Origin of the sequence: Eggerthella sp. 1_3_56FAA (assembly GCF_000185625.1) — a bacterium.
GTDB classification, from domain to species: domain Bacteria; phylum Actinomycetota; class Coriobacteriia; order Coriobacteriales; family Eggerthellaceae; genus Eggerthella; species Eggerthella lenta.
In genome coordinates this window covers 759214-782515 of record NZ_GL622580.1, presented here as the reverse complement: position 1 = coordinate 782515, position 23302 = coordinate 759214, and the positions used below count along the sequence as shown (strand labels likewise).

The 23302-nt window shown below is 63.9% G+C and carries 21 protein-coding genes; 4 read left to right on the top strand and 17 right to left on the bottom strand.

The annotated features are described in order from the left end of the window. Positions 1 to 35 precede the first annotated feature (35 nt). Complete coding sequence (locus HMPREF1023_RS08625) at positions 36 to 527, top strand: hypothetical protein (protein WP_035576727.1); 492 nt, start codon at positions 36 to 38, stop codon at positions 525 to 527. A gap of 79 nt (positions 528 to 606) precedes the next feature. Here the strand turns inward: HMPREF1023_RS08625 and HMPREF1023_RS08620 are convergent, their stop codons facing one another. The 8 genes from HMPREF1023_RS08620 to HMPREF1023_RS08585 all read right to left on the bottom strand — a co-directional run bounded on the left by HMPREF1023_RS08620 (position 607) and on the right by HMPREF1023_RS08585 (position 9800). Beyond that, the gene (locus HMPREF1023_RS08620; RefSeq protein ID WP_009305837.1) at positions 607 to 1356 is read right to left on the bottom strand and encodes a YoaP domain-containing protein; all 750 of its coding nucleotides are present in this window, start codon (positions 1354 to 1356) and stop codon (positions 607 to 609) included. A gap of 7 nt (positions 1357 to 1363) precedes the next feature. Next, a complete protein-coding gene (locus tag HMPREF1023_RS08615; protein ID WP_009305836.1) occupies positions 1364 to 1585 on the bottom strand; it encodes a hypothetical protein in 222 nt (73 codons plus the stop codon). A gap of 23 nt (positions 1586 to 1608) precedes the next feature. Beyond that, positions 1609 to 1863, bottom strand: a complete 255-nt coding sequence (locus tag HMPREF1023_RS08610) for an SHOCT domain-containing protein (RefSeq protein ID WP_009305835.1) — start codon at positions 1861 to 1863, stop codon at positions 1609 to 1611. 94 nt (positions 1864 to 1957) lie between these two features. Next, positions 1958 to 5674, bottom strand: coding sequence for a phosphoribosylformylglycinamidine synthase (locus tag HMPREF1023_RS08605; protein ID WP_009305834.1), 3717 nt, complete (start codon positions 5672 to 5674; stop codon positions 1958 to 1960). A 10-nt stretch (positions 5675 to 5684) separates the two neighbouring features. Then, positions 5685 to 6314: a hypothetical protein gene (locus HMPREF1023_RS08600; protein ID WP_009305833.1), complete on the bottom strand. Its 630-nt coding sequence runs from the start codon at positions 6312 to 6314 to the stop codon at positions 5685 to 5687. Between the two features lie 170 nt (positions 6315 to 6484). Beyond that, the gene (locus HMPREF1023_RS08595; protein ID WP_009305832.1) at positions 6485 to 7363 is read right to left on the bottom strand and encodes a phosphoribosylaminoimidazolesuccinocarboxamide synthase; all 879 of its coding nucleotides are present in this window, start codon (positions 7361 to 7363) and stop codon (positions 6485 to 6487) included. An 82-nt stretch (positions 7364 to 7445) separates the two neighbouring features. Next, the gene (locus tag HMPREF1023_RS08590) at positions 7446 to 9083 is read right to left on the bottom strand and encodes a cell wall metabolism sensor histidine kinase WalK (protein ID WP_009305831.1); all 1638 of its coding nucleotides are present in this window, start codon (positions 9081 to 9083) and stop codon (positions 7446 to 7448) included. A gap of 6 nt (positions 9084 to 9089) precedes the next feature. Then, positions 9090 to 9800 carry a response regulator transcription factor gene (locus HMPREF1023_RS08585; RefSeq protein ID WP_009305830.1) on the bottom strand — a complete coding sequence of 237 codons (711 nt, stop codon included), beginning with the start codon at positions 9798 to 9800 and terminating at the stop codon, positions 9090 to 9092. A gap of 288 nt (positions 9801 to 10088) precedes the next feature. Here HMPREF1023_RS08585 and HMPREF1023_RS08580 point away from each other — a divergent pair, with 288 nt between their 5' ends. Continuing rightward, positions 10089 to 11570, top strand: coding sequence for a twin-arginine translocation signal domain-containing protein (locus tag HMPREF1023_RS08580; RefSeq protein WP_015759899.1), 1482 nt, complete (start codon positions 10089 to 10091; stop codon positions 11568 to 11570). A gap of 120 nt (positions 11571 to 11690) precedes the next feature. Here HMPREF1023_RS08580 and purB read toward each other — a convergent pair whose 3' ends face one another. After that, positions 11691 to 13034: an adenylosuccinate lyase gene (purB, locus tag HMPREF1023_RS08575; protein ID WP_009305828.1), complete on the bottom strand. Its 1344-nt coding sequence runs from the start codon at positions 13032 to 13034 to the stop codon at positions 11691 to 11693. Positions 13035 to 13296: 262 nt separating this feature from the next. Between purB and HMPREF1023_RS08570 the strand changes: the two genes are divergently transcribed. Next, complete coding sequence (locus HMPREF1023_RS08570; protein WP_009305827.1) at positions 13297 to 13833, top strand: MOSC domain-containing protein; 537 nt, start codon at positions 13297 to 13299, stop codon at positions 13831 to 13833. A gap of 235 nt (positions 13834 to 14068) precedes the next feature. Here the strand turns inward: HMPREF1023_RS08570 and HMPREF1023_RS08565 are convergent, their stop codons facing one another. From HMPREF1023_RS08565 to HMPREF1023_RS08530, 8 genes are all read right to left on the bottom strand, one after another. After that, positions 14069 to 14746, bottom strand: a complete 678-nt coding sequence (locus tag HMPREF1023_RS08565) for a TrkA family potassium uptake protein (RefSeq protein ID WP_009305826.1) — start codon at positions 14744 to 14746, stop codon at positions 14069 to 14071. Between the two features lie 12 nt (positions 14747 to 14758). After that, a complete protein-coding gene (locus tag HMPREF1023_RS08560) occupies positions 14759 to 15418 on the bottom strand; it encodes a TrkA family potassium uptake protein (RefSeq protein WP_009305825.1) in 660 nt (219 codons plus the stop codon). Positions 15419 to 15656: 238 nt separating this feature from the next. After that, positions 15657 to 16472 (bottom strand): hypothetical protein, encoded by an 816-nt coding sequence (locus tag HMPREF1023_RS08555; RefSeq protein WP_009305824.1) that lies wholly within the window; start codon positions 16470 to 16472, stop codon positions 15657 to 15659. 281 nt (positions 16473 to 16753) lie between these two features. Then, positions 16754 to 17794 (bottom strand): PspC domain-containing protein, encoded by a 1041-nt coding sequence (locus HMPREF1023_RS08550; protein WP_009305823.1) that lies wholly within the window; start codon positions 17792 to 17794, stop codon positions 16754 to 16756. Continuing rightward, positions 17791 to 19131, bottom strand: coding sequence for a hemolysin family protein (locus HMPREF1023_RS08545; RefSeq protein WP_009305822.1), 1341 nt, complete (start codon positions 19129 to 19131; stop codon positions 17791 to 17793). Before HMPREF1023_RS08545 ends, HMPREF1023_RS08550 begins: the two co-directional genes overlap by 4 nt. Before the next feature lie 135 nt (positions 19132 to 19266). Further along, positions 19267 to 20031, bottom strand: coding sequence for a hemolysin III family protein (locus HMPREF1023_RS08540; RefSeq protein WP_009305821.1), 765 nt, complete (start codon positions 20029 to 20031; stop codon positions 19267 to 19269). A gap of 85 nt (positions 20032 to 20116) precedes the next feature. Next, complete coding sequence (locus HMPREF1023_RS08535; RefSeq protein ID WP_035578750.1) at positions 20117 to 21955, bottom strand: PH domain-containing protein; 1839 nt, start codon at positions 21953 to 21955, stop codon at positions 20117 to 20119. After that, positions 21955 to 22443 carry a PH domain-containing protein gene (locus HMPREF1023_RS08530; RefSeq protein ID WP_009305819.1) on the bottom strand — a complete coding sequence of 163 codons (489 nt, stop codon included), beginning with the start codon at positions 22441 to 22443 and terminating at the stop codon, positions 21955 to 21957. The genes HMPREF1023_RS08535 and HMPREF1023_RS08530 overlap by 1 nt, the downstream gene beginning before the upstream one ends. 318 nt (positions 22444 to 22761) lie before the next feature. Between HMPREF1023_RS08530 and HMPREF1023_RS08525 the strand changes: the two genes are divergently transcribed. Further along, a complete protein-coding gene (locus tag HMPREF1023_RS08525; RefSeq protein WP_009305818.1) occupies positions 22762 to 23205 on the top strand; it encodes a GatB/YqeY domain-containing protein in 444 nt (147 codons plus the stop codon). Positions 23206 to 23302: the final 97 nt, after the last annotated feature.

The following is a 23302-nucleotide window of genomic DNA, read 5'->3' as shown; positions in this document are numbered from 1 at the left end:
TCGGTTAAAAGATGCGCCATTCAATCACGGAACCGATGCCGCCGAAGCCGACCGATGGCGGGCGTAGCGCCTCGCTCGGTCAGCGAGCAGCAGAGAACGAAAGCGACCCGCAAGCGGCGGCGAAGAAGCACGCGAGCGGCAAGCCCGATCGCGCCCGAACGAAGCCGCCAACATACGGCGAACCCGCGCTGCGCAGAGCCGACGAGCGCACACGGGCGATGCCGCTCGCCGGCGATTCGCGCCCGGAGCTTGCAGCGAAGAGTGCGAGGATGCGAACCGCTGTTGGACGTCCAGCGACTCCTACGTGCTCAATGGGCTGGGGATGTCCGACGGCGAAGGCGCGAGAGCAGCTCCTGGGTGCTGACATCGCTCAGGGCGGTGCTGCTGGACATCCCCGCCTCCAGGGCCTCGACGTCGCTCAGCGCATCGGCAAGCATGTTGAGCACCAGCTCGAACGCGCGATCGATTCCCTGTTCGGGATCGACGGTTTCCTCGATGCGCTCGGCGCCAACCTGGGCGAGCCATAGCTTGAAAGGCTCGGCCTTCGGAGAGGGAACGGACTGGATGATGCGCAGGACACCGTGAGTTGTCGCGTCTGCAACGCTCCTATTTCTTGAGGATCCTCTTGAGGTACGTGGTATCCAGAACGTTCACCGTCTCGAACTTCCCTTTGTAGAACACGCCCCAGTTGTTAAAGACGCCGGGCAGCTCCTTCGCCTTTTGCAGCGAATCCACTTGGATGAGCGTCAGCGGCACGTCGTTCGCCTCGCAATACCGCCGGATCGCCTCGATGCGCTCGGGCACGTAAGGGCACTGGAAATCGTAGTAGATCGTCAGCTCGTCGCTGTCGATAGCCTGGGCTTTCGCGTGCGGCGCGAACCGCGGCACCGTCCCGTCGAACGACAGAGCCAGCAACTCGTAGCCGTCGTCGGTAGCGTCGACCACTTCGAAGCCGAACTTCCGCGCGAACGCCTGATCGGTCAGCCACGCCTTCTGCTTCTTCGCCCCCAGCAGGCACACGCCCGACTTGCCTTGCACTCGCGCGTCGGCCAGGCAGTACTCCATGAGCGCGCGCCCGTAGCCTTTGCCCTTGCCGGCACCGTACGCCCAGAGGCAGTACACGTACAGGTAGTTGTCGCCCAGCACGGGAACCCACGCCGTTTCAAGCGGCGCGTACTCGATGAAAACCGGGTCTTTCACCTGCAGCTTTCGGAACACATGGCCTTCGCGCAGCCGATCGGCGAGCCATTGGCGCTTCGCCTCGACGCCGGGATGGGGCTTCCTGACGCGAATGATGCAGGAAAGATGCTCGTCGGCAAGGTTCTCGGGGGTTAGGTTGACGAATTCGGGATCCATGCTCCTCCTAAAGAAACCATTCCAAATGACCGCAGCTTTGGCATACAAGCACACGCGCGGTCGCGTTGGCCCAATCGAGGTTGAGAAGCGACGCGCCGGCTGTGTTCAATTGCCCCGAGCGCTCATCGAATTCCTCGCCGCCGCAATGCGAGCAGACCACCGCCTTCCCCGCGATCTCGTAACGGTAATTGCCAGACAACCCGCGCTCGAACCCATCCATGAACCCCATGAGAGCCGCCTTTCCGATCAGGCTTACAGATCGCGCATACACTCCTGCTTTTTCAACGCGTACTCTTCTTCGGTGATGGCGCCGCGTTTATACAGGTCGTCAAGCTGCGAAAGACGCTGGTAGGCAAGCGCGCTCGCGCGCTGGCGCTCATCGGGCAAAGGCTGTTGGCTGCCGGCGCGCTTCGCCAACACCACGATGAGCGCGACCACGAGTGCGACGGGCACCAGCAACATCAGCATGATGAGCATTTCCGGAACACCCAAACCCAGTATCTTCATGAAGCCGCCTTTCCGCGAGGCCTTTTTCAACCAGTATAGCAAGCGCGGCGCACCCGAAGATGCGCCGCGCGAGAAAACTTGATGCGAGAAGCCCCTAGTCCGTGAAGTAACCCACGCCGCCCTCGAACAGCTGCTGGTAGCGGTCGCCGGGGACGTTCTGGTACAGACCGTAGCCGCGGCGCTCGCTGTGGCCCATCTTGCCGAGGATGCGGCCGTCGGGGCTGGTGATGCCCTCGATGGCCAGTACCGATCCGTTCGGGTTCACGTCAAGGCTCATCGACGGCACGCCCTGCTCGTCCACGTACTGCGTGGCGATCTGGCCGTTCGCAGCCAACTGGGCCGCCAGCTCGGGCGACGCGACGAAGCGGCCCTCGCCGTGGCTCACGGGCACCGTATGGATGTCGCCCACCTCGCAGCGGCTCAGCCACGGCGACAGGTTCGATGCCACGCGCGTGCGCACCAGACGGCTCTGATGACGACCGATGGTGTTGAACGTGAGCGTGGGGCACTCCTCGTCCATGGGGCGGATGTCGCCGAACGGCACGAGACCCAACTTCACGAGCGCCTGGAAGCCGTTACAGATGCCCAGCATGAGGCCGTCGCGGTTCTGCAGCAGGTCGCGCACCGCTTCGGTGACGGCCGGAGCGCGGAAGAACGCGGTGATGAACTTGGCCGAGCCGTCGGGCTCGTCGCCGCCGGAGAACCCGCCGGGGATCATGATGATCTGGCTGTTCTCGATGGCCTTCACCAACGCCTCGGTGCTCTCGGCCACCTTGTCGGGGGTCAGATTGTTGATGATGAGCGTCTCGGCCACAGCTCCCGCCTGCTCGAAGGCGCGCGCCGAATCGTACTCGCAGTTGTTGCCCGGGAACACGGGGATGATGACGCGCGGGCGCGCGATGGTGCCGTTGTACACGAGCGGCGCAACGCCGTCGAAGGACACCGTTTCCACGGCATCGCCCTCGGCGCGGTACGGGAACACCGACTCGAGGTGGCCCTCCCACGCTTCCTGCAGCCCGACCAGGTCGATGACCTCGCCGCAGGCGGCGAACTCGTAGGCCTCGGTCGTCTCGCCCACCTCGTCCACGCGCACGGCGTCGGACGCATGCGGCAGCTCCACGCACGGAGCCAGCTCCACGAGGAAGCTGCCGTACGACGGCGCGAACAGCTCGTCGGCCGTCACCGAATCGGCCAGCGTCACGCCGATGCCGTTGCCCACGCTCATCTTGAACAGAGCCTCAGCCGTCGCGCCGTATCCCGGCGTGGACACGGCCAGCGCCGCACCGTCGCCGATCAAGCGCTCCACCAGCTCGAACGCCTCCACCAAGCCGGCGGCATTGGGCGTGATGCCGTCGTAGACCGCGGGCGCGATGCGCACCACGCGGCTGCCCGCCTGCTTGAACTCGGGCGACGTCGCGCGATCCACCGAGCCGATGGCCGTGGCGAACGACACCAGCGTGGGCGGCACATCCAGCTGCTCGAAGCTGCCCGACATGGAATCCTTGCCGCCGATGGAGCCGATACCCAGGTCCACCTGCGCCATCAGCGCGCCCAGCACGGCGGCGGCGGGCTTGCCCCAGCGCTCGGGCTCGTCGCGCAGCTTCTCGAAGTACTCCTGGAACGTCAGGTACATGTCCTTGTGGAAGAAGCCGGCGGCCACGAGGCGCGCCACGCTCTCCACCACGGCGATGTACGAGCCGGTGAACTGGTTCGCCTCAGTGAGGTAGGGGTTGAAGCCCCAGGCCATGCCGCTGACCGTGGTGGTCTCGCCGAACACGGGCAGCTTCGCCACCATGGCCATGGCCGGCGTCAGCTGACGCGACCCGCCGAACGGCATGAGCACCGTGCCCGCGCCGATGGTAGAGTCGAAGCGCTCGGACAGGCCCTTGTTCGAGCACACGTTCAAGTCGGTGACCAGCGCGTTCATGCGCTCGGCCAGCGTGTCGCCCGTCCAGGTGCGCTCGTACGTCCCACCCGGCAGCACGCGCACGTCCTGGTGCTTCGCCGCGCCGTTGCTGTTGAGGAAGTCGCGGCTCACGTCCACGATGGTGGAGCCGTTCCACTCCATGCGCACGCGCGCCTCCTCCGTCACCGTGGCGACAGGGGTTGCCTCGAGGTTCTCTTCGTGCGCGTAGCCGATGAACTCGTCCACGTCCTCGGCCGCCAGGGCAACGGCCATGCGCTCCTGGCTCTCGGAGATGGCCAGCTCGGTGCCGTCAAGGCCGTCGTACTTCTTCGGCACCTTGTTGAGGTCGATGAACAGGCCGTCGGCCAACTCGCCGATGGCCACGGACACGCCGCCCGCGCCGAAGTCGTTGCAGCGCTTGATCAGCTTGCAAGCGTCGCCCCGACGGAACAGGCGCTGGATCTTGCGCTCCACGGGCGCGTTGCCCTTCTGCACCTCGGCGCCGCAGCTTTCGAGCGATTCCAGCTTGTGCGCCTTCGAGGAACCCGTGGCGCCGCCGATGCCGTCGCGGCCGGTGCGGCCGCCCAGCAGCACCACCACGTCGCCCGGCGCGGGCGTCTCGCGACGCACGTGATCGGCCGGGGTGGCGCCCACCACGGCGCCGATCTCCATGCGCTTCGCGGCGTAACCGGGATGGTACAGCTCGTTCACCTGGCCGGTCGCCAAGCCGATCTGGTTGCCGTATGAAGAGTAGCCCGCGGCCGCGGTGGTCACCAGCTTGCGCTGCGGCAGCTTGCCCGGCAGCGTCTCGCTCACGGGAACCAGCGGGTCGGCCGCGCCCGTCACGCGCATGGCCTGGTACACGTAGCTGCGGCCCGACAAGGGGTCGCGGATGGCGCCGCCCACGCAGGTGGCCGCGCCGCCGAACGGCTCGATTTCGGTAGGATGGTTGTGCGTCTCGTTCTTGAACAGGTACAGCCAGTCCTGCTCCTCGCCGTCCACGTCCACCTTGCACTTCACGGTGCAGGCGTTGATCTCCTCGGACTCATCGAGGCCGGTCAGCACACCCTTCGCCTTCAGCCAGCGCGCGCCGATGGTGCCCATGTCCATGAGGCACACCGGCTTTTCATCGCGGCCCAGCTCATGGCGCATCTCGAGGTACTTCTCGAACGCGGCCTGCACGGCCTCGTCCTCCACTGCCACGTTGTCCAGCACGGTGCCGAACGTGGTGTGGCGGCAGTGATCGGACCAGTACGTGTCGATCATCTTGATCTCGGTGATGGTGGGGTTGCGCCCCTCTTCGGCGAAGTACTGCTGGCAGAACGCGATGTCGGCCAGGTCCATAGCCAGCCCGCGGTCGGCGACGAACGCCGCCAGACCCGCCTCGTCCAGCTCCAGGAACCCGTCCACCGTCTCCACCATGCCCGGCACGGGCTGCTCCATGTGCAGCGTCTCGCGCACATCAAGCGACGCCTCGCGCGCTTCGATGGGGTTGATCACGTAGTGCTTGATGGCGGCGACGTCCTCGTCGGACAGCGCGCCCTCCAGCATGTACACCTTCGCGCTGCGCACCTCGGGGCGCTCGCCCTGGCTGATCAGCTGGATGCATTCGCTTGCAGAATCGGCGCGCTGGTCGAACTGGCCGGGAAGGTACTCCACGGCGAACACCGCCGCCCCGTTCGCCTCGGGCATCTCCAGCGTCGCGATGTCGGACTGCGGCTCGCTGAACACGGTGGGCACGCACTGAGCGAACAGCTCGTCCGAGATCCCCTCCACGTCGTAGCGATTCACCATGCGGAGATTCTCAAGCGCGCCGACGCCCAGTAGGCTGCGCAGCTCCTCTTTCAGCTGCTTCGCCTCCCCGTCGAAGCCGGGCTTCTTCTCCACGTAGACACGAGAAACCATGGTCCCCACCTTACTTCGTCGAATCCTTGTCGGAAGTTTTCGCCTCCACCGGCTCGGCCTCCTGCTTCTTCGGCAGGCGGAACCCGTTGCCGAACAGGCCGCGCTTCTTAGGCGCCTCCTCCACGGCCGGAGCCTCCTCCACCTTCTGCTTGGCGGCGCGCTGCGCGGCCTTCTGCTGCTTTTCTGCTGCGCGCATCTCCTTGGTTTTTTTGGACATCATCTCTTCCTGATAGGCGCGTCGCACCTTGCGGATTTTCGAGAAGTCCACGTACAGGGCGCCGATGATGCACACATAGGCCAGGCCCAGCACCACATAGGTTCCCACCTCGGGCAGGAAGGTGCGGCCGAACCACGACATAGCCGTCATCACGATGGCGCCGATCAAAAGACCCCACCAGATCTTGCGCAGGCGCTTGTACTCCGGCGTGGGCGGGTTGTAGTACTGCCGATCGATCTCGGTCTGCTTCGCGCGGGCGGCCTTCTTGTCGGCCTTCTTCTGCTGCTTCGTCTTCACGGTGGGCTGGATGCGCACCGACGAAGCCGCCTTCGTCTTCGGCTTCATGGTGGCCGCGCTCTTGCGCGTCTGACCGCGATGCTCGTCGGTCTGGTACCGGTCGTTCATAGGGTTGCGCTGGGACATGGTGCTCTCAATTCAAACTCGTAGGAAACAAAAAAGTCAGCGAGGGCTTCTGTGGTGCCCGAGATCGTGGGGATGGCGAGAGCGTTGCGTACTTCGGTACGCGAGCTATCGGCATCGCCGCGAGATCGGGTGCCACAGAAGCCCGCAGCGTCGAGAAGTTCCGGATGCCGTTAGGCAAACGGAACGAAAGTTCTACCCGTGATCTTCTCGTAGGCCTGGATGTACTTCTCGCTGGTGCGGTCGATGATGTCCTGGGGCAGGCGGGGCAGGTTGCCCTGACGATCCCAGTTGGCGTTCAGCCAGTCGCGCACGAACTGCTTGTCGAAGCTGGGCTGGTCCTTGCCCTCGGCGTACTCATCGCCCGGCCAGAAGCGGGACGAATCGGGCGTCAGCACCTCGTCGGCCAGGATGATCTGGCCGTTCAGGCGGCCGAACTCGAACTTCGTGTCGGCGATGATCACGCCGCGCTCGGCCGCGTGGTCGCGCGCCGTGGTGTATACCTTCAGCGCAAGGTCGCGCAGCTGCGAAGCGTCGTCCTCGCCGATGATCTCCACGAGGCGCTCGTAGCTGATGTTCTCGTCGTGGTCGCCGATCTCGGCCTTCGTCGAGGGCGTGAAGATGGGCTCGGGAAGCTTCGACGAGTTCACCAGGCCCTCGGGCAGCTGGATGCCGCACACAGTGCCCTGCTTCTGGTACTCTTTGAGGCCGCTGCCGGCCAGGTAGCCGCGCACAATGCACTCGGCGGGGAACATGTCGGCCTTCTTCACCAGCATGAAGCGGCCGCGCAGGTAGTCGGCGTACGGCTGGAACTGCTCGGGCAGGTCGGCCACGTCGGAGGAGATGAGATGGTTCTCCACCACGCCGTCCAGAAGCTCGAACCAGAAGCACGACAGCTGCGTGAGCACCGCGCCCTTGTGGGGGATCTCGTCTTCCAGGATGTAATCGAACGCCGAGATGCGGTCCGTCGCCACAAGCAGCAGCTTGTCGCCCAGATCGTACAGATCGCGGACTTTCCCTTGTGCATCAGGCTTGATGTCGATTCCGGTCATGCTGGTCCTTTCGTTGCTCTCTCGAAACGCCGCTCTGCGGCACCCGGCGCTCCCCTTCTCCGTCGGCGCGCCCTATTATCGTCTATTTCTGGTCTTTACGCGACTTCCCACGCGATTTTTGCGATTTCTGCCCGCGCTGCTGCTCGTCACCCTGGTACAGCGGGATGTGAATGGTGAAGCATGCGCCCTCTCCCTTGCGGCCTTCCACCTGCACCCAGCCGTTGTGGCGCTCGACGATCTCCTTCACCACGGACAAGCCGATGCCCAGGCCGCCGCTCTCGCGCGTGCGTCCCGCGTCGGCGCGCCAAAAGCGCGAGAACACCATCTTCGCCTCGTCGGGCGTGAGGCCGATGCCCGTGTCCTGCACGCTGATGGACGCCATGATGTCGCCGCGCTTCACGCGCACGGTAACCAAGCCCCCTTCGGACGTGTAACGAACCGCGTTCGAGATGAGGTTGGCGGTTGCCTGGCGAATCATGTCCGCGTCGCCCAGCACGCGCACGCCTTGCTCCATCTCGTACTTCAGCGTGAGGCCGGAATCGGCTACGAACGCCTCGTGCGTGGCCACGATGCCGGCGATCAGCTCGCCCACATTGACCACTTCCTTCTTCATGGGCGTAGAGCGGCTCTCCAAACGCGAAAGCTTCAAGATGGCGTCTACCAGGCGGCTGAGGCGCTGCACCTCGGAGTTCACGGTTTCCAGGCGCTCCTCGTCGGCCTCGAACACGCCGTCCACCATCGCTTCCACGGTGGATTGGATGGCCATCAGCGGCGTACGCAGCTCATGTGCCACGTCGGTGGTCAGACGGCGCTCCAGCTCGCGGTCGCGCTCGATGGAGTCGGCCATCGCATCGAACGTCTCGCCCAGGTGCGCGATCTCGTCCTCGCCGTGCAGCTCGGTGCGGGCCGACAGGTCGCCTTCCTTGATGGCCTTCGCCGTGGTGGTCATGCGGTTGATGGGGCTGACCAGCGTACGTGCGAACAAGAAGCCGATGCATGATGCCAGCACGATGGCGAGCGCCGTCGCGAACACCATGGCCTGGTACGAGTTGTTACGGAATTCCTCGTCGGTCTGACTGAGCAGCGCCTCGGAGCCGTACACCCACATGTGGACGGATCCGACGGCGACGTTGTCGGTGATGATGGGGGCGATGGCCAGCTGGTCGCTGTCTCCGGGAGGAGGCGCGAGCGATCCTCGACTGTAGTCCTTGCCCGGCATATCATTTCCGTTTTCGCTGGGCGGAATCGTGGAATCGTACACGACGCTGCCGGTTTGGTTGTCGAAGATCTTGACGCCCACGCCGTTCAGCTTTGCCGCATAGCCCGCAACCGTCGCGATGCCGACGTTGTCGAGCGTGCCCGTATCCGAGTAGATCTCCGCGATCTGCTCGGCCGTGGATTCGGCGAGTTTATAGATGTTGGCCTGCGTATACGTCTGGAAGTGCTGCTCCCACACGAACGACAGCACGCCGATGGCCACAAGCGCGGTCATGGCCGCGATGAAGGCGAACGCGGCCGTGACGCGCGTGGTGTACGTCAGGTTGTCCCAGCCGAAACGGATGCCGCGGCGCTTTTTGCCGTCGCTCTCGTGCGGCACGACGATGGGCCCCGTGGTGCCCGTATCGGCTTCGACCGTCAAACGCTCGACGACCGGGGTGTGCGATGCGGTTTCTTGCGCATCGGAGGCTGGCGATGCAGCCTGTTCGCTTGCGTCTCGCACGTCGGTTTACTGCGCAACTTTCGTGGGATCCTCGAAGCGGTAGCCCACGCCGTGAACGGTGTGCAGCCACTTCGGGCTGCGCGGGTTGTCGCCGATCTTCGCGCGCAGGTTCTTCACATGCGAGTCGATGGTGCGCTCGTAGCCCTCGAAGTCGTAGCCCAGCACCTTCTCCACCAGCTCCATGCGCGAGTACACGCGACCCGGGTAGCGGGACAGCGTGGTGAGCAGCTTGAACTCGCTGGCGGTGAGATCGATCTCCTCGTTGTTGACCAGCACTTTGTGCCCCGACACGTCGATGGTGAGCTCGCCGAACTCCAGCACTTCGCGCTGCGGCTCGGAATCGGCGTGCACGCGGCGCAGAAGCGCGCGGGCGCGAGCAACCAGCTCGCGGGGGCTGAACGGCTTCACCAGGTAGTCGTCGGCGCCCAGCTCCAGACCGATGATGCGGTCTTCCACCTCGCCCTTAGCGGTGAGCATGATAATGGGCACGTCGGAGTTGTCGCGGATGGCGCGGCAGACGCGCTCGCCCGGCACGCGGGGCAGCATGAGGTCGAGGATGACAAGATCGAAGTGGTGCTTCGAGAACTCCTCGAGCGCCTCCTGGCCGTCGCCGACCGCCGTCACCCAGTAATTCTCGCGTTCAAGATAGGCCGTCACGGCGTCGCGGATGGCCTTTTCGTCTTCAACCAAAAGGATGCGTCGTGTTTCGTTGCTCATGGATCACTCCTCAAGCTCGCTGACATCTCGGACAATGCGCGCCCGCGTTCCCTACGCGGACCAGTTCCGAGCGTATTGGTCGTGTTTGCGTTTATTGTAGCAATTAGACCGAAGGGCGCTTTAACCTGTGCGTGAAATGACACAATAAACACCATGGTAACCCGCAGATCAACACACGCGAATCACGCGAAACCGACCGTTGCTAAGAAACGCCTTGCGAACAGGCGCGCAGCCTCCCGGGGAGGCGCGCTGTACGCCGGCGGAAAACCGAACGCGCGCGGTGGGCATGTGGGAAACGTCGCCGGATACGGCGGAGCACACGGCGGCAGCGGTCGTCGCGGGGGCTCCGCAGACGTCGGCAACGTGGCGGGGTACGGCAGCGCCAGCGCCATGGGCTCGGTCGGCGCGCATCGCCGCTCGTCCTCCGCATCGCCCTCCCCATCGTCCCCCGCTCCGCGCGGCACCTCTAACGGCAACGCCGGCGGCAACGGCGTTCGCGTTCCCACGCCGAACGGAGGCGAGGTTCTGCTCACCCGCCGCCACTTCCTGTACGGAGCGTTGGGCGTGGGCGCTTTGGCGGCCGTGGGCGGCGGCGCATCCGTCGTAATCGAGCAGACGAAGAACGACCCAGATGACAACCTCGTAGTGCTCAAGGTGCCCGAAGACGCGGTGCTGTCGTCTGCGTCCGACGAGTTCACCAACACGTTCGTCCAGGCGGAAGATCCAACGACGCTCATGAACCAGGTGGGGAATTACGAGCTGCCGTACGGCTCGCTCGTCTGGGCGAACGACGACGATTTGGCCGCATGCCTCTTGCCCACCGACACCGGCAAGCCGCTGACCCAGGTGGCGCTGCTTTCGCTGAGCTCGGGAAACTCCACCGTGGTGCTGGAGCAGGCCGTCGGATCCGACGAAGGCTTCGAAATCTACGACGTGCGCGCCACATCCTCGGGTCTCATCTGGGCCGAGGCGGACATCCTCGACGGCGTCTGGCGCATATACACCGCGCGTACCGATGGTGCGGCTCTGGGCAATCCCGCGCTGGTGGAAGAAGGCGACGGCGATTGGGAGATGCCCACCATCGCCGCCGTGGGAAACCGCGCATTCTGGCAGGTGTTGCCGAAAGCGAGCGGTCCGAAGAAAACCGAGCCGTCGCTGTTCAAGCGCGCCACCATGGGAGCGAACGACATCGAGACGCTGTGGACCTCGATCGGCCGCATGGCGACGGCTCCCTACGCCACCGGCGACTCCGTGGTCATCACGCCGCGCACGGACACCTCGTCCATCCACTACCAGCTCGTGCGCGTGGATGCCAACACGGGCGAAGCGCTGGACACCATGGCGCTGCCCACGTCCATGAAACCGCTGGAAGCCGGCTACGGCAACACCGGGTTCATGTTCTCGTTCGATGCCGGCTACCAGTACGGCGGAGGTATCGCCAGCATCGGCACGTACACCCCGGCCAGCGCCGTGACGAACGGCGACTACAGCAACGCGCCGTGGTTCCGTTTCAGCCGCAACCCTACCGCGCCGCCTGCCTGGTGCGGGTCGTACCTCATGGTGAAGTCGCGCACGCAAGTCGTGGGCATCAACTTCGACACGAACGACTGGTTCGCCTTCGACGTGAAAAGCGGCGCTGACGATTACGGCGAGTACCTGGCGTCCACCGGCTCGCGCGATGCCGTGGTCACGTACACAAACATCGACGACAAGCCCCTCGACGGCGAGGCCAGGAAGTACTGCCTCGTAAGGGTATGGACACCAGCTTAAACGCCTTCTCCGTCCCAGACCATCTGCGTAAGCCGGCACAAAGATATCGCACCCATCAAAAACAGGAAGCCCCGCAGGACGGGGCTTCCTGATGCCTCTACGTAAGGTAGGCGGCAGCTTTTAGAACTCCAGCTCCTTGAGGCGGTCGAATACCACGTCTTTACGGGTGAGGAAGTCCCAAGGGTCGAAGATCTCGTCCAGCACCTCGGCGCTGAGGTTCGCCTCGGGGTCGGCTTCGAGGTTTTCGCGATAGGTGGGTCCGTCCACGGCGTTCTGGATATCCTCCCACACCTTCATGGCGTTGCGTTGCACGATGACGTAGGCGTCCTCGCGGCTGATGCCGGTGTCCACCAGGGCCAGCAGCACCTTCGAGCTGAAGATGAGGCCCTTCGTGCGCCACAGGTTGTGCTCCATCTTGGCCGGATAGGTTTGCAGGCCGTCCAGCATCCACTGCATCTTGCCGAACATGTAGTCCAGCGCGATGAAGCTGTCGGCCAGCGCGACCCGCTCGGCACCGGAGTGGCTGATGTCGCGCTCGTACCACAGCGCCACGTTGTCGAAGGCCACCTGCGCGTTGCTCTTGACCGTGCGGGCCAGGCCGCAGACGCGCTCGGCCGTGATGGGGTTGCGCTTGTGCGGCATGGCGCTGCTCCCCTTCTGCCCCTTCGCGAACGGCTCCTCGGCCTCGATGACGTCGGACTGCTGCAGCAGGCGCACCTGCATGGCGATGGACTCCAGTGTGGAAGCCGTCACAGCCAGGCCGGCCATCACCTGCGCGTGACGGTCGCGCGCCAGCACCTGCGTGGACAGCGGGTCGGCCGCAAGGCCCAGGCGCTCGCACACGTACTGCTCGACGAACGGGTCGATGCTGGAGTACGTGCCCACCGCGCCGCTGATGGCGCCCGTGGCGGCCACCTTGCGGGCTTCCTCCATGCGCGTCTGCGCGCGCTTGAGGGCCCAAGCCCAGCTGCCGAACTTCATGCCGAACGTCATGGGCTCGGCGTGGATGCCGTGCGTGCGGCCCACGCACAGCGTCTCCTGGAACTCGAAGGCACGGCGCTTGCACGTCTCGCCCAGCTGCTTGATGTCTTCCAGGATGATATCGATAGCCTGCGTGATCTGGTAGGACAGCGCCGTGTCGCCCAGGTCGGACGACGTCATGCCGTAGTGCACCCAACGGCTGGGCGGCTCGGTGCCTTCCGGCACGTCGGCGTCGATGTACTCGGCCATGTTCGTGGTGAACGCGATGACGTCGTGGTTCGTCACCTTCTCGATCTCGTCGATGCGCTCCACGGTGAAGTCGGCATGCGCGCGGATCCACGCGGCCTCCTCCTTCGTGATGCCGGACTTGCCCAGCTCGGCCTGCGCCTCGCAGGCCAGCACCTCGATTTCCTTCCAGATGTTGAACTTGTTTTCCAACTCCCAGATGGCGCCCATCGCGGGGCGCGTGTAACGGTTGATCACGCCGGTCCCTTTCACCCTGTTCTGCCTGATGGCAACCAGCATACCGCAAACGGACGGCAGCGCGGCGTATTTCACGGAAAGCGCCGAGCAGCCAGGGCGGCGGGCTGCGCGGGCGCAAAGCGGCCACTAGGCCGCTTTGCGCCCGGACGGATCAGCCTTCCCGAAGCGCGCTTCAGAGCGCGGCTTATTGCTTGACTTCTCTATTCTTGTTCGAGTAGTATATTTCCCATTATTATGCTAGGTTTTAGGGAGGAACCGCGGTATGGAGCAAGCACGGAAGCAGCAGATCGTCGCACGCGGACGAGTCCGCTCGATCAACGTGTCGAAGCGCAAGGGAACGCGCAAGATGCCGTGCGAAGGCGGCGCGACCGTCGTCGCGCATCGGGGCCTGGACACCGACGCACATGCCGGCGATTGGCATCGCCAGGTGTCGCTGCTTGCTTGGGAATCCATCGAGAAAGCGCGCGCGACCGGCCTCGACGTGGTTGAGGGCGACTTCGCCGAAAACGTCACCACCGAGGGCATCGACCTGTTAGCGCTGCCCCTGGGCACGCGCGTGCGCATCGGCGAGGACGTGCTGTTGGAGCTATCGCAGATCGGCAAGGTGTGCCACACGAAGTGCGCCATCTACCACCTGGCAGGCGACTGCATCTTCCCGCGCGAGGGCATCTTCTTCGTGGCGCTGGAAGGCGGCGCGATCAACGTGGGCGACCCGGTGGAAGTCGTCTCACTCGGCGACGGCACCTGCGCTTACACCCCGCCCGAAGCGCTGGCAGAGCTGGCCGCCGCACGGGGATAGCAACCGGGGCAGACGGCGGGGCGGAGCGAAGCGACCCGCCCATGCGCCCGCAGGGCGCATATCGGACGCGCCGGTTGGCGTAGTAAGTCAGCGAGGGGCGCTGCGGTGCCCGAGATTGGGGGATCGCGGAGGCGAAGCGTACTTCGGTACGCGAACCTCCGGGATCGCGGCAAGATCGGGCGCCGCAGCGCCCCGCAGCGTCGGGGGTTTCCGGCGGCCGACAGGCCGACGGAACCTACAGCCCCTTGAACAGCGCCCGGACTTCGTCGAGCACTTCGTTGTCGGCCACGACGATGGCCTTGTCGCCGGGATACAGCACCGTCTCTTCGCTGGCCACTTCCACGTTGTCGTCGTCCTTCGGCGACACGGCCGCGATCAGGCTGTTCTCGGGCATGGGAACCGACGACACCAGGATACCGGCCTCGTTGGAATGATGGCGCATGCGCGGCACCACGATCTCGGTAATCATGACGTTGCCATGCGTCAGCGACGAGGCCACGCTCACGCTGCCCAGCAGCGTCTCTTCCTCGATGAGGTTCGCAATGAGCGTGGTGGACGACACGCACTCGATGCCCACCTCCTTGAAGATGCGGAGGTTCTTCGGGCTGTTCACGCGCGCGATGCAGCGCGGCACGTTGAACACGCGCTGCGCGATCTCGCACGACACGAGGTTGTCGTCGTCCTGGCCGGTGGTGGCCACGAACACGTCGGCGCGCCGGATGCCCGCGTCCTCCTGGTACTTCGAGTCGCAGCCGTCGCCGTGGATGACCAAGTAGCGCCCTTGAAGCGCCACCGACAGGCGGTCGGCCGTGGCCAGATTCTCCTCGATGACGGCCACGTCGTTGCCGCTTGAAAGCAGCACTGAAGCCAAGTATTCGCCGATCTTGCCGCCGCCAGCGATAACGATGTACATGCTCCGTCTCCCTTAATCTTGGATATAGCGCGAGAACGATTCGATCAGCTCATGGCGCACGCAGGCGAGCACCGAATCCCCGTTGTAGAGGATGGAGTCGCGCGTAGGAATAGAGCTGGCCGAGCCGTCGCTGCGCTCGAACGCGATGATGCGGACGTCGTGATCGCGCTCCAGCTCGCCCACGCGGATGGTGCGCTTGTCGGTGGAGCTGAGGTCCAGCGAGAAGCGCAGCACCTCGAACTCGCCGAACGTGTCGAGATGGGCGCCGTGGCCCGACACCACCTTGCTGAACACGTCCTCGGCCACCAGCGACGTGCCGCACACGTAGTCGATGCCCAGCTGCATGTACGCGCGCTCGTGATCGGGGTTGTACAGGCGCGCGATGACGTGCGGCACGCCGAACAGACGGCTGCCCACTTCGGCGCACATGAGGTTCGTGTTGTCGAACTGGGTGACGGCGGCCATGACGTCGCAATCTTCGACACCGGCTTTGACGAGGGTTTCCTCGTCGAAGCCCACACCCTGCACCGTGGAGCCGTTGAAGTTGCGCCCCAGGTTCGCGAACGCGTTCACGTTCTTGTCGATGACGCACACGTTGTTGCCGTTATCCGACAGCATGTTCGCCAGCTGGGAACCGACGCGGCCGCAGCCGACGACGATCACGTTGCTCATACCGATCCTTTCACCAGGCACCCGCATGGTGCCGATTTCTTGCTGCGCTTAGCATACTGCATGGATGCGGGCACGACCAGCGTCGCCATAGAACGGCGACAAAGGCGTAACGTGGCAATCAGGCACTTAGGAACGAATGTTTCACGTGAAACATTCCGCAAGGCCATCGTCTCGAACGCATGCGGAAGAAGGATTCGACGATGGAAAAGGAACCGCCGGCTCGTGGCCGGCGGAACGTTTAGATCATCTTCATTTGGCCGATAGTCGCCTTGAACCAATGATCCGTATTAGGCGGACAGTACTTGGCAGCGTTCGCATACGTGATGGAGTAGCCGTAGCCGTTTGCCAGGCCCGCTACGTGAGCGTTAATAGCCTCTTCCCAGCTGGACCAACTCTTATCGCCCCAGCCCCATGCGTTGTACGGCAGGAAGCAATGCGCGCCCTTGGAGCTTTCGGTGTTGGATATGGCAGGCGACCAGCGCGGGTCGACGCCGTTGCTCCAGGCAGCTTCGGCGAACGTGGCACCCTGCCCTGCCAAGGGCGAGCCGGCCAAGTATGCATTGATACGGGAGGTCCACTCGGAAACGAAAGCCTCTTTGCCCACGGAGAAATCAACTTCGGGAAGCGAGGCGACGGCATCGGAGGCTGCATCGCGCGCAGCGGCGGCCTCCTGCTCGGCCTTCGCTTGCTCGGCGGCGGCGATACGAGCCTCCTCCTCGGCACGAGCGGCCTCCTCCGCAGCGATGCGAGCAGCTTCTTCCTCGGCTTCGATAGCTTCGATGCCCTGCGAGATGTCGCGCGATGCGATACTGGTAAGCACGGTGGACTCGCGGGTGGAACCCTCGGATACGTTGGCGAAGTCGGCAGAATCGGCAATGGCGACATTCGCGTCCGCACCGCCGATGCCGAAAGAATCGATATCGTGCACGGCGCCGCTTCCAGCAGAGGCGAACCCGAAGCCGATGCACCCGGTCAGCACGCACGATGCGCAGCCGACCGCGATAATTTTAGCAGCCAGGTTCGACTTCTTTTGTATATAGCGCTTTTTAGCCAAAACGTCAGTTACCTTTCGTTGAACAGCACACGACCCAGCCGCCGAAGCGGTTGACAGCGTAGTAAATTGTGTGAGGGTTTGCTGCCGAAAGGGCGATATGCTGTTGTGACAAAACGTATTTTAACGGACAAGGGGGTCCGAGGGCAAAATTTTATGGAGACGCCCTACACGATTTGTTCGCTTGACAGCGAATGAAAGCGCATTTCAGCAGGTGGTTCGCCTTAGTTGCGGACACGGGAAAAAGCGAACGAACTATGTGCTCTGTTACGCGACAAGCACGCTCATTCGGTTATCGAGATCACAACGGACTCGTTTAGACCGATGTTTTCCCACGGCTGCATGTCGAAACGATACTCGCGCCCGTACGGCGCCGAGAAAACCAGCTCTTCCGTCGCTCCCGGAACCGAGTACCACAGCAATCCCACCACGCAGAACGCCACGAAGCACAACCCTGCCAGCAGCGTAAGCAGCGGCGACTTGAGCGCGCCTCCCAGAAGCAACAGCCCAACCATAATAAGCAGCAGCGGCCATAGGCCCACTAACATGAACTCGATGGAGCGCCATCCGATGACATCGAGGCTCATCAGCACCAGCACCACTCCCGCGGAAAACGTGATAAGGGAGTCCACGAACTGGCGCATGCGATGCCCCTCTTCGCCGGGGACTACCATACCGACGATGCCCAAGATAACGAAGATAAGCGGCCAATACTGCCACCACACCACGCCTTCGACCATGCTCGCCACCATAGCGGACATGCCGAAAAACAACAGGAACGACCCCGCGAACAGAGCAGCCTTCACGCCCGAGCGCGACGACTTCGCCGGCGGCTGCTGTTGCGGCGCGGCATGCATCCACCCTTCATGCGAATGGCTCGCCGGAGGCGCATACGAACGAGAAGCATCGGCAGGCGCAGCGGCAGAGGCGCGCGATGCGCCTGCCGGGGGCTCGGGCGGCACATGAGCGGCCGAGGCGTACGGGGGATGCGCATAGCGCCAACCGGCCGCTTGCGCGGGATTGGGCGCATTTTGCGCCCCCGACTCGGTTTTGCGCGGGGTGTCGCCGAATTCGAACGTCCCGTACGTCTCGGAATGCACCGACTGGGGGTGCACGTCGAGCGGCGCCTCCTCCTTCGGCTCGAGCGGCAGCACGATCCACAGCAGGATGTATGCGATGCCCAGCAGCCCACCCGAGGCCAGGGTGAACACCACCATGATGATACGGACGATGACAGGATCGACGTTGAAATAATCGGCCACGCCCGCGCAGACGCCGCCTATGAGCGCCTTTCGCGAACGGAGCAGCCGTTTTTCACTCGTCACGCTTCCTCCCGGTCGATCGCCTCGACAGCGTCCACGCATGATGGGGAGGGATCGTCCAGTCGTTCCACGCGCACCGTCGAAATGCGACGGCGGCGCATAGCCTGAATCTTGAAGCGGTATCCGTCGAACGCAAGTTCCTCGCCCACCTGGGGCACCGAGTCGAGCATGCTCATGAGCCAGCCCGCGATGGTCTCGTAGTCGGCCGAATCCTCCACCGGCCATCCAAGCTCTGCGGCATCTTCGACGGGGAATCGCCCGTCGACCACCCAGACGTTCTCGCTTTCCTGCTCGATGAACGGATTCTCTCGATCCGTCTCGTCCACGATCTCGCCGACGACCTCCTCTACGATGTCCTCAACGGTAATTAAACCATCGGTGCCACCGTACTCGTCAACGACGATAGCCATCTGTTGACGATTCGTTTGCATCTCGGCGAGCAGCGGGAACAGATCCTTCGTCTCGGGCACGAACATGGCCTCGTAGGCATACTCGGCCACCGGCTCGTGCTCCTTGCCGTCCATGAGCGGCGCCACGAGGTCCTTGAAGTGGACGATGCCCACGATGCGGTCGATGTCCTCGTGATACACCGGCAGACGCGAGTAGCCCGTGCCGCGCATGCGCTCCACCGTCTGGCGCACCGTGTCGGTGTCTTCCGCGAACATCACGTCCACGCGCGGCGTCATGATCTCGTGCACGGTCATGTCGCCCAAATCGAGGATGTCGTGGATCATGCGCTTCTCGTCCTCGAGCAGCTCATCGTTGTCCGTGACCATGTACTTGATCTCTTCTTCGGACACGTTCTGGCGCTCGTCGGCGTTCTTGATGCCGAACAGGCGCGACAGCCCGTTCGCGGACGCCGAGGTCAACGCCACCAAAGGCGAAGCGATTTTCTGGAACACCATGAGCGGTCCGGCCACCATCTTGCTGACGCGCTCGGCATCGGCCAGCGCGATGCGCTTCGGCACCAGCTCGCCCACCACGATGCTGAGGTATGACACGATGAGCGTGATGACCACGGGGGCCAAGCCGGGCGCGATAACGGAAAGCCACCCGATGTTGAAGCCGGACAGCCACTGCGCCAGCGGATCGGAGAGGTTCGTGGCGGCAGCCGCGGAGGCGAAGAACCCGACGAGCGTGATGGCCACCTGGATGGTGGCCAGGAACTGCCCCGAATCGGCGGCCAGGCCCAGCGCGCGTTGGGCGCTTTTATCGCCCTCGTCGGCATCGTGCTGCAGCAGTACGTGGCGCGCGTTCACCAACGCCATCTCCGACATCGAGAAATAGCCGTTCACCAGCACCAGCACGAACGTGACGACGATGCTAATCCAAATATCCATGGTACTTCTGCAACTCCTTCGACAAGCGGACGATGCGCAACCTCTGCGCTTTGGCCGCGCGGCGAGGCGCTTTCGCGCTGCGTCCTCGCGGCACCCGTGGGGCTGTCATGCCCGCGCGCTTATGCACGCGACCGCTTACATAACGTACAAGAAGATGGCCAGAAACTGCAGAACGCTTCCGGCGAGTACCCAGAGATGGAACAGGGAATGCATGTACGGCACCTTCTTCAACACGTAGAAGATGCATCCGATGGAGTAGCAGATGCCGCCGCCCACGAGCAGCCACAGGCCCGGCCCGGGAATGGCCTCGATGAGCGCGGGGAGGAACCAGATGACGCACCAGCCCATGAGAAGATACAGCACGGCCGACACCCAGCGCGGACGAAACACCCAGAACGCCTCGCAGGCAACGCCCGCCAACGCAACCAGCCACACGAAGGCGCACAGCCACACGCCGCCGGAATCGGCAAGCGAGATCAGGCAGAACGGGGTGTAGGATCCGGCGATGAACAGGTAGATGCAACTATGGTCGAGTACCTTGAACACGCGCTTCGCACGGTCTACCGCGATGGCATGGTACAGCGTGGACATGGTATATTCCAGCAGCATCGTGAGGGTGTACACGAGCGCGGCGAACAGGTAGATGCCGCCTCCGTCGTCGAGCGCACGCACCACGAGGATGGGGATGGCCGCAATGGCCAACAGCGCCCCCAAGCCATGGGTGACGGAGTTCGCGATCTCCTCCCCCAGCGTGTACTCGCGGATGTCGCGAGCTTTGTTCGTGGCGCTGGCCGACGTATGCGACACCTCGTTGCGCAGCGCGTGCATGCTGGCGTAGTCGTTCGGCTTGAATTGCGAAGGCGTCCAACCGGGAGCGGGCCGGTGCTCTGTTTCGGGCACGACCGAAGAAGGGCTCTCGGCACTGCGGCCGGAGCCGGTACTTCGAGCGCCTTTGGCGTCGGATGTAGTTGATGCGTTCATGGTGCTACTGTATCACATTTCCGTGGGGCTTGAGCCATGCAAGCCACGCACGGGCATCATCCTCTCGGGCATCGATAAGCCTGATGGTAGTGCCTCCAACCCCTGCTGCAGTGCGCGCGTTGACCGTAGCGGTGCCGGCATTACGTTGAAAAGGATTCGTCTTCGTGTAACCGAACTGTATCTTTTTGCGCGGGAAGCTGATGGTCTCGCGAGCGAACCCGCCGTTGCTCACCTGCATGAAACGCTCGTTGTACGCAAACCCCGAGCCACGGAACCACAGCACGGCTCCTACCGCGTCGAGAACGAGCAGCACGACCGCAAGCGCATAGCCGAACAGCGCGCCGTTGTTGACGAAGAACAACGTCATGGCTCCGTCAGGCACGGCCGGATCCGCCAGGAGGTTCACCGCTATCTGCCCTGCCGCCACGAGGACGGCCAACCAGAAGCCCGTCCCCTGGATGATGCATCGCCGGATGAGGGCGCGACGCAGTCCCACGGGCGCCACCGGGATGTTCTCGGTGGGAACGTCGGCGAACTCGGGAACGATGCCCGCGAGAATCTCGGGCACACGGGACATCTTCACGAAGGGATGGATCACGAGCCCTTGCTGGCTGAGGCCTTTCTGCTGGTCGTCGGAGTTTTCAGCCGCCGCATCGATCTTGCCCAGCGACAGCTCGCAGTAGCCAAGCAGACGGCGGATGAAGCTCTGCTTCACCATCACCGACTGCACGCGGTCGACGTCGACGCCCTGGAAGCGGTGCTGCAGCAGGCCGTGCTCGACTTCGATGCGGTTGTCGCGGCGACATGCGCGGAAGCCGCCGTACGAGACGCAAGCGCCGATGGCAGACAGCAGCCACAACACGAGCGACGCAGCGAGGAAGGTCGCCACGCCCGCGGCGATGAGGCTGCCCCCGAACAGCCGAACGCTCGTGGCTACAACGTTGCCAACGAGCGGCTCCATCGAACCGGAGAGGATGGGCGCCATCTGACCCATGAACTGGGAAACGGCGCCGACGATGCCGACAACCACGACGAAGAACGCCGTATTGTTCGACAGGCCGGTGAACACGAGCTCCTTGTTGGACATGCCGTACTCGTAGGTCACGCGGCCCGTATCCACCGCGGCGCCGCCGAACACGCCGCGCACGTCCTGCCAGATCTCGGCGGGAGCGTCCAGCACATTGGCGCCCTCGTGCAAGGCTTGCGCGGGAACGCCCGCTGCAGAGGCCATCGCCGCAACGGCGGCATCGGGCGCGGCACCGTTGCGCACGGCTACGGCGTACTGCTTGCGCGCGAACAGCTCGCGGCGCAGCTCCTCAGCTTGCGTCTTCTGCACATACGGCACGATGACGGCCTTGTTCGCCGCGCCGCCCGCCGTGTCGATGCTGACGCTGCACACGCCGAAGATGCGCTGGATGAGCGTGGCGTGCTGGTCGACGGACTGGATGCGCTGGTAGGGCACATGCACGCGCTTCTTGTTGAGTATGCCCGAATACAGGTTGAATTCCTCGGGCCCTAGCTCGTAGTACAGATGCTTGTACGAGATCACCTGGTAGACCGCCACAAGCGCCACCAGCACGACGATGCCGGCGATCACGGATCCGATGACGATGAAAAGCATGGGGATGTCTCCGCGCGTGATGGCTTCGCCCTCGGAGATGGCGCCGATGATAGCCGAGAACGAGGAGAAGACCACGATGGCCAGCAGCATGAACGCCGTGCGCAGACTGCCCAACCAGATATAGCTATGATGGACATGGCTCCCCCGCGGCCCTTCAGGCTGCGGCGCAGCAGGCTGGGGTTGGGGCTGCGAAGGTTGGGGCGGTTGGCGATAGTCCGTCATCACACGTCCTCCTGGGCCAGGCGCGCAAGCTCGGCCGCGCGATCGCGCAGCTGCTCGGCGACGTCGGCGCCGAGGCCGGGGATCTCATGCTCGCCGGCCGCCGTGGCCACCGTCACGCTGGACAGACCGAACGCACGTAAGATGGGACCCTGGCGCGTGTCGGTGTTCTGCACGCGGATGAAGGGGATGACGAAACGCTTGCGCCACACGATTCCCTTCGCGATATCGAGGTAGTCGCTGGAAAGCTCGTAGCGCCAGCGCATGAAGCGGATGGGCGGCAGCACGATCAACCACACGATCAAGCAAGCTGCGTACGCAACGGCGACGGCGACCAGGACGACGAACATCCACGTCGCCGGATCCACCATTGCAGCGATGGCGAATGGAACGAAGCAGCAGAGGAATACCACGGTAAGCCAAATGGCGTCGTTGATGCGCCAGACCGTTTTGACCTTCGGATCGAGCTGGTGCGCCGGCAAGTCTTTCATGCGAGTCCTTCTGGTCGATGTCGATATGCTTGCTTCATCATACCAGAGCGACGCAACGTCACCAGGAGCCGCATCAACACAGAATTGCAGAGCGACGGCGCATCGTCTAACGCGATGCGCTACGCGGGAACAGGCTTCTCGGCGCGGCCGCGGAATCGACGGGCGTTGGGAAGGCCGCTTTCGCGCAAGCATGCCAGCACGGCGCACCGCAGAGCCGAACGATTCCGGATGTTTCACGTGAAACATCCGTTTGGGTTGGGCGGGGTTTCCCGGTGCAGTATACTCAGGACAGCAAACTGCGAGCGAAACGAGGTTCCCATGCGCTATGACGAGCTGCAAGACGAGATCAAAAATGCGATGCGCGCGAAGGACAAGCCGAAACTGTCCATCCTGCGCCAGGTGCACGGCGAGATCAAGAACATCGAGGTGAACGAGCGCCGCGACATCACGGACGCGGACGTGGACGCCATGTTGAAGCGCCTGATCAAGCAGACGAAGGAGACGCTGGACGGCTCCATCAAGGCCGGCAACGACCAGGAACGCACCGACACCCTGACCGCCCAGGTGGCCATCCTGGAAAGCTACCTGCCCAAGCAGGTGTCGGGCGACGAGCTGGTCGCGCTCATCGACGAGGTGCTGACCGAGACGGGCGCGTCCTCCAAGAAGGACATGGGCCGCGTCATGGGCGCCCTCACCCAGAAGACCGGCGGCAACTTCGACAAGGCGGCCGCCGCCAAGGAGCTGGGCCAGAAGCTGGCGTAGCCCCCCCCCCGCATCAAACAAGAAGGCGCGCATGATGCACGCCTTCTTTCGTTGCGACGACTGCCGTGCCCCGTGCGATACGGGGCACGGCGGAAGC

Bases quoted from the DNA above. Each gene is read 5' to 3' on its own strand.
- HMPREF1023_RS08625 (WP_035576727.1), top strand. From the start codon at position 36: ATGCCGCCGAAGCCGACCGATGGCGGGCGTAGCGCCTCGCTCGGTCAG.
- HMPREF1023_RS08620 (WP_009305837.1), bottom strand. From the start codon at position 1,356: ATGGATCCCGAATTCGTCAACCTAACCCCCGAGAACCTTGCCGACGAG.
- HMPREF1023_RS08615 (WP_009305836.1), bottom strand. From the start codon at position 1,585: ATGGGGTTCATGGATGGGTTCGAGCGCGGGTTGTCTGGCAATTACCGT.
- HMPREF1023_RS08610 (WP_009305835.1), bottom strand. From the start codon at position 1,863: ATGAAGATACTGGGTTTGGGTGTTCCGGAAATGCTCATCATGCTGATG.
- HMPREF1023_RS08605 (WP_009305834.1), bottom strand. From the start codon at position 5,674: ATGGTTTCTCGTGTCTACGTGGAGAAGAAGCCCGGCTTCGACGGGGAG.
- HMPREF1023_RS08600 (WP_009305833.1), bottom strand. From the start codon at position 6,314: ATGTCCCAGCGCAACCCTATGAACGACCGGTACCAGACCGACGAGCAT.
- HMPREF1023_RS08595 (WP_009305832.1), bottom strand. From the start codon at position 7,363: ATGACCGGAATCGACATCAAGCCTGATGCACAAGGGAAAGTCCGCGAT.
- HMPREF1023_RS08585 (WP_009305830.1), bottom strand. From the start codon at position 9,800: ATGAGCAACGAAACACGACGCATCCTTTTGGTTGAAGACGAAAAGGCC.
- HMPREF1023_RS08570 (WP_009305827.1), top strand. From the start codon at position 13,297: ATGGAGCAAGCACGGAAGCAGCAGATCGTCGCACGCGGACGAGTCCGC.
- HMPREF1023_RS08565 (WP_009305826.1), bottom strand. From the start codon at position 14,746: ATGTACATCGTTATCGCTGGCGGCGGCAAGATCGGCGAATACTTGGCT.
- HMPREF1023_RS08560 (WP_009305825.1), bottom strand. From the start codon at position 15,418: ATGAGCAACGTGATCGTCGTCGGCTGCGGCCGCGTCGGTTCCCAGCTG.
- HMPREF1023_RS08545 (WP_009305822.1), bottom strand. From the start codon at position 19,131: ATGGATATTTGGATTAGCATCGTCGTCACGTTCGTGCTGGTGCTGGTG.
- HMPREF1023_RS08535 (WP_035578750.1), bottom strand. From the start codon at position 21,955: ATGACGGACTATCGCCAACCGCCCCAACCTTCGCAGCCCCAACCCCAG.
- HMPREF1023_RS08530 (WP_009305819.1), bottom strand. From the start codon at position 22,443: ATGAAAGACTTGCCGGCGCACCAGCTCGATCCGAAGGTCAAAACGGTC.
- HMPREF1023_RS08525 (WP_009305818.1), top strand. From the start codon at position 22,762: ATGCGCTATGACGAGCTGCAAGACGAGATCAAAAATGCGATGCGCGCG.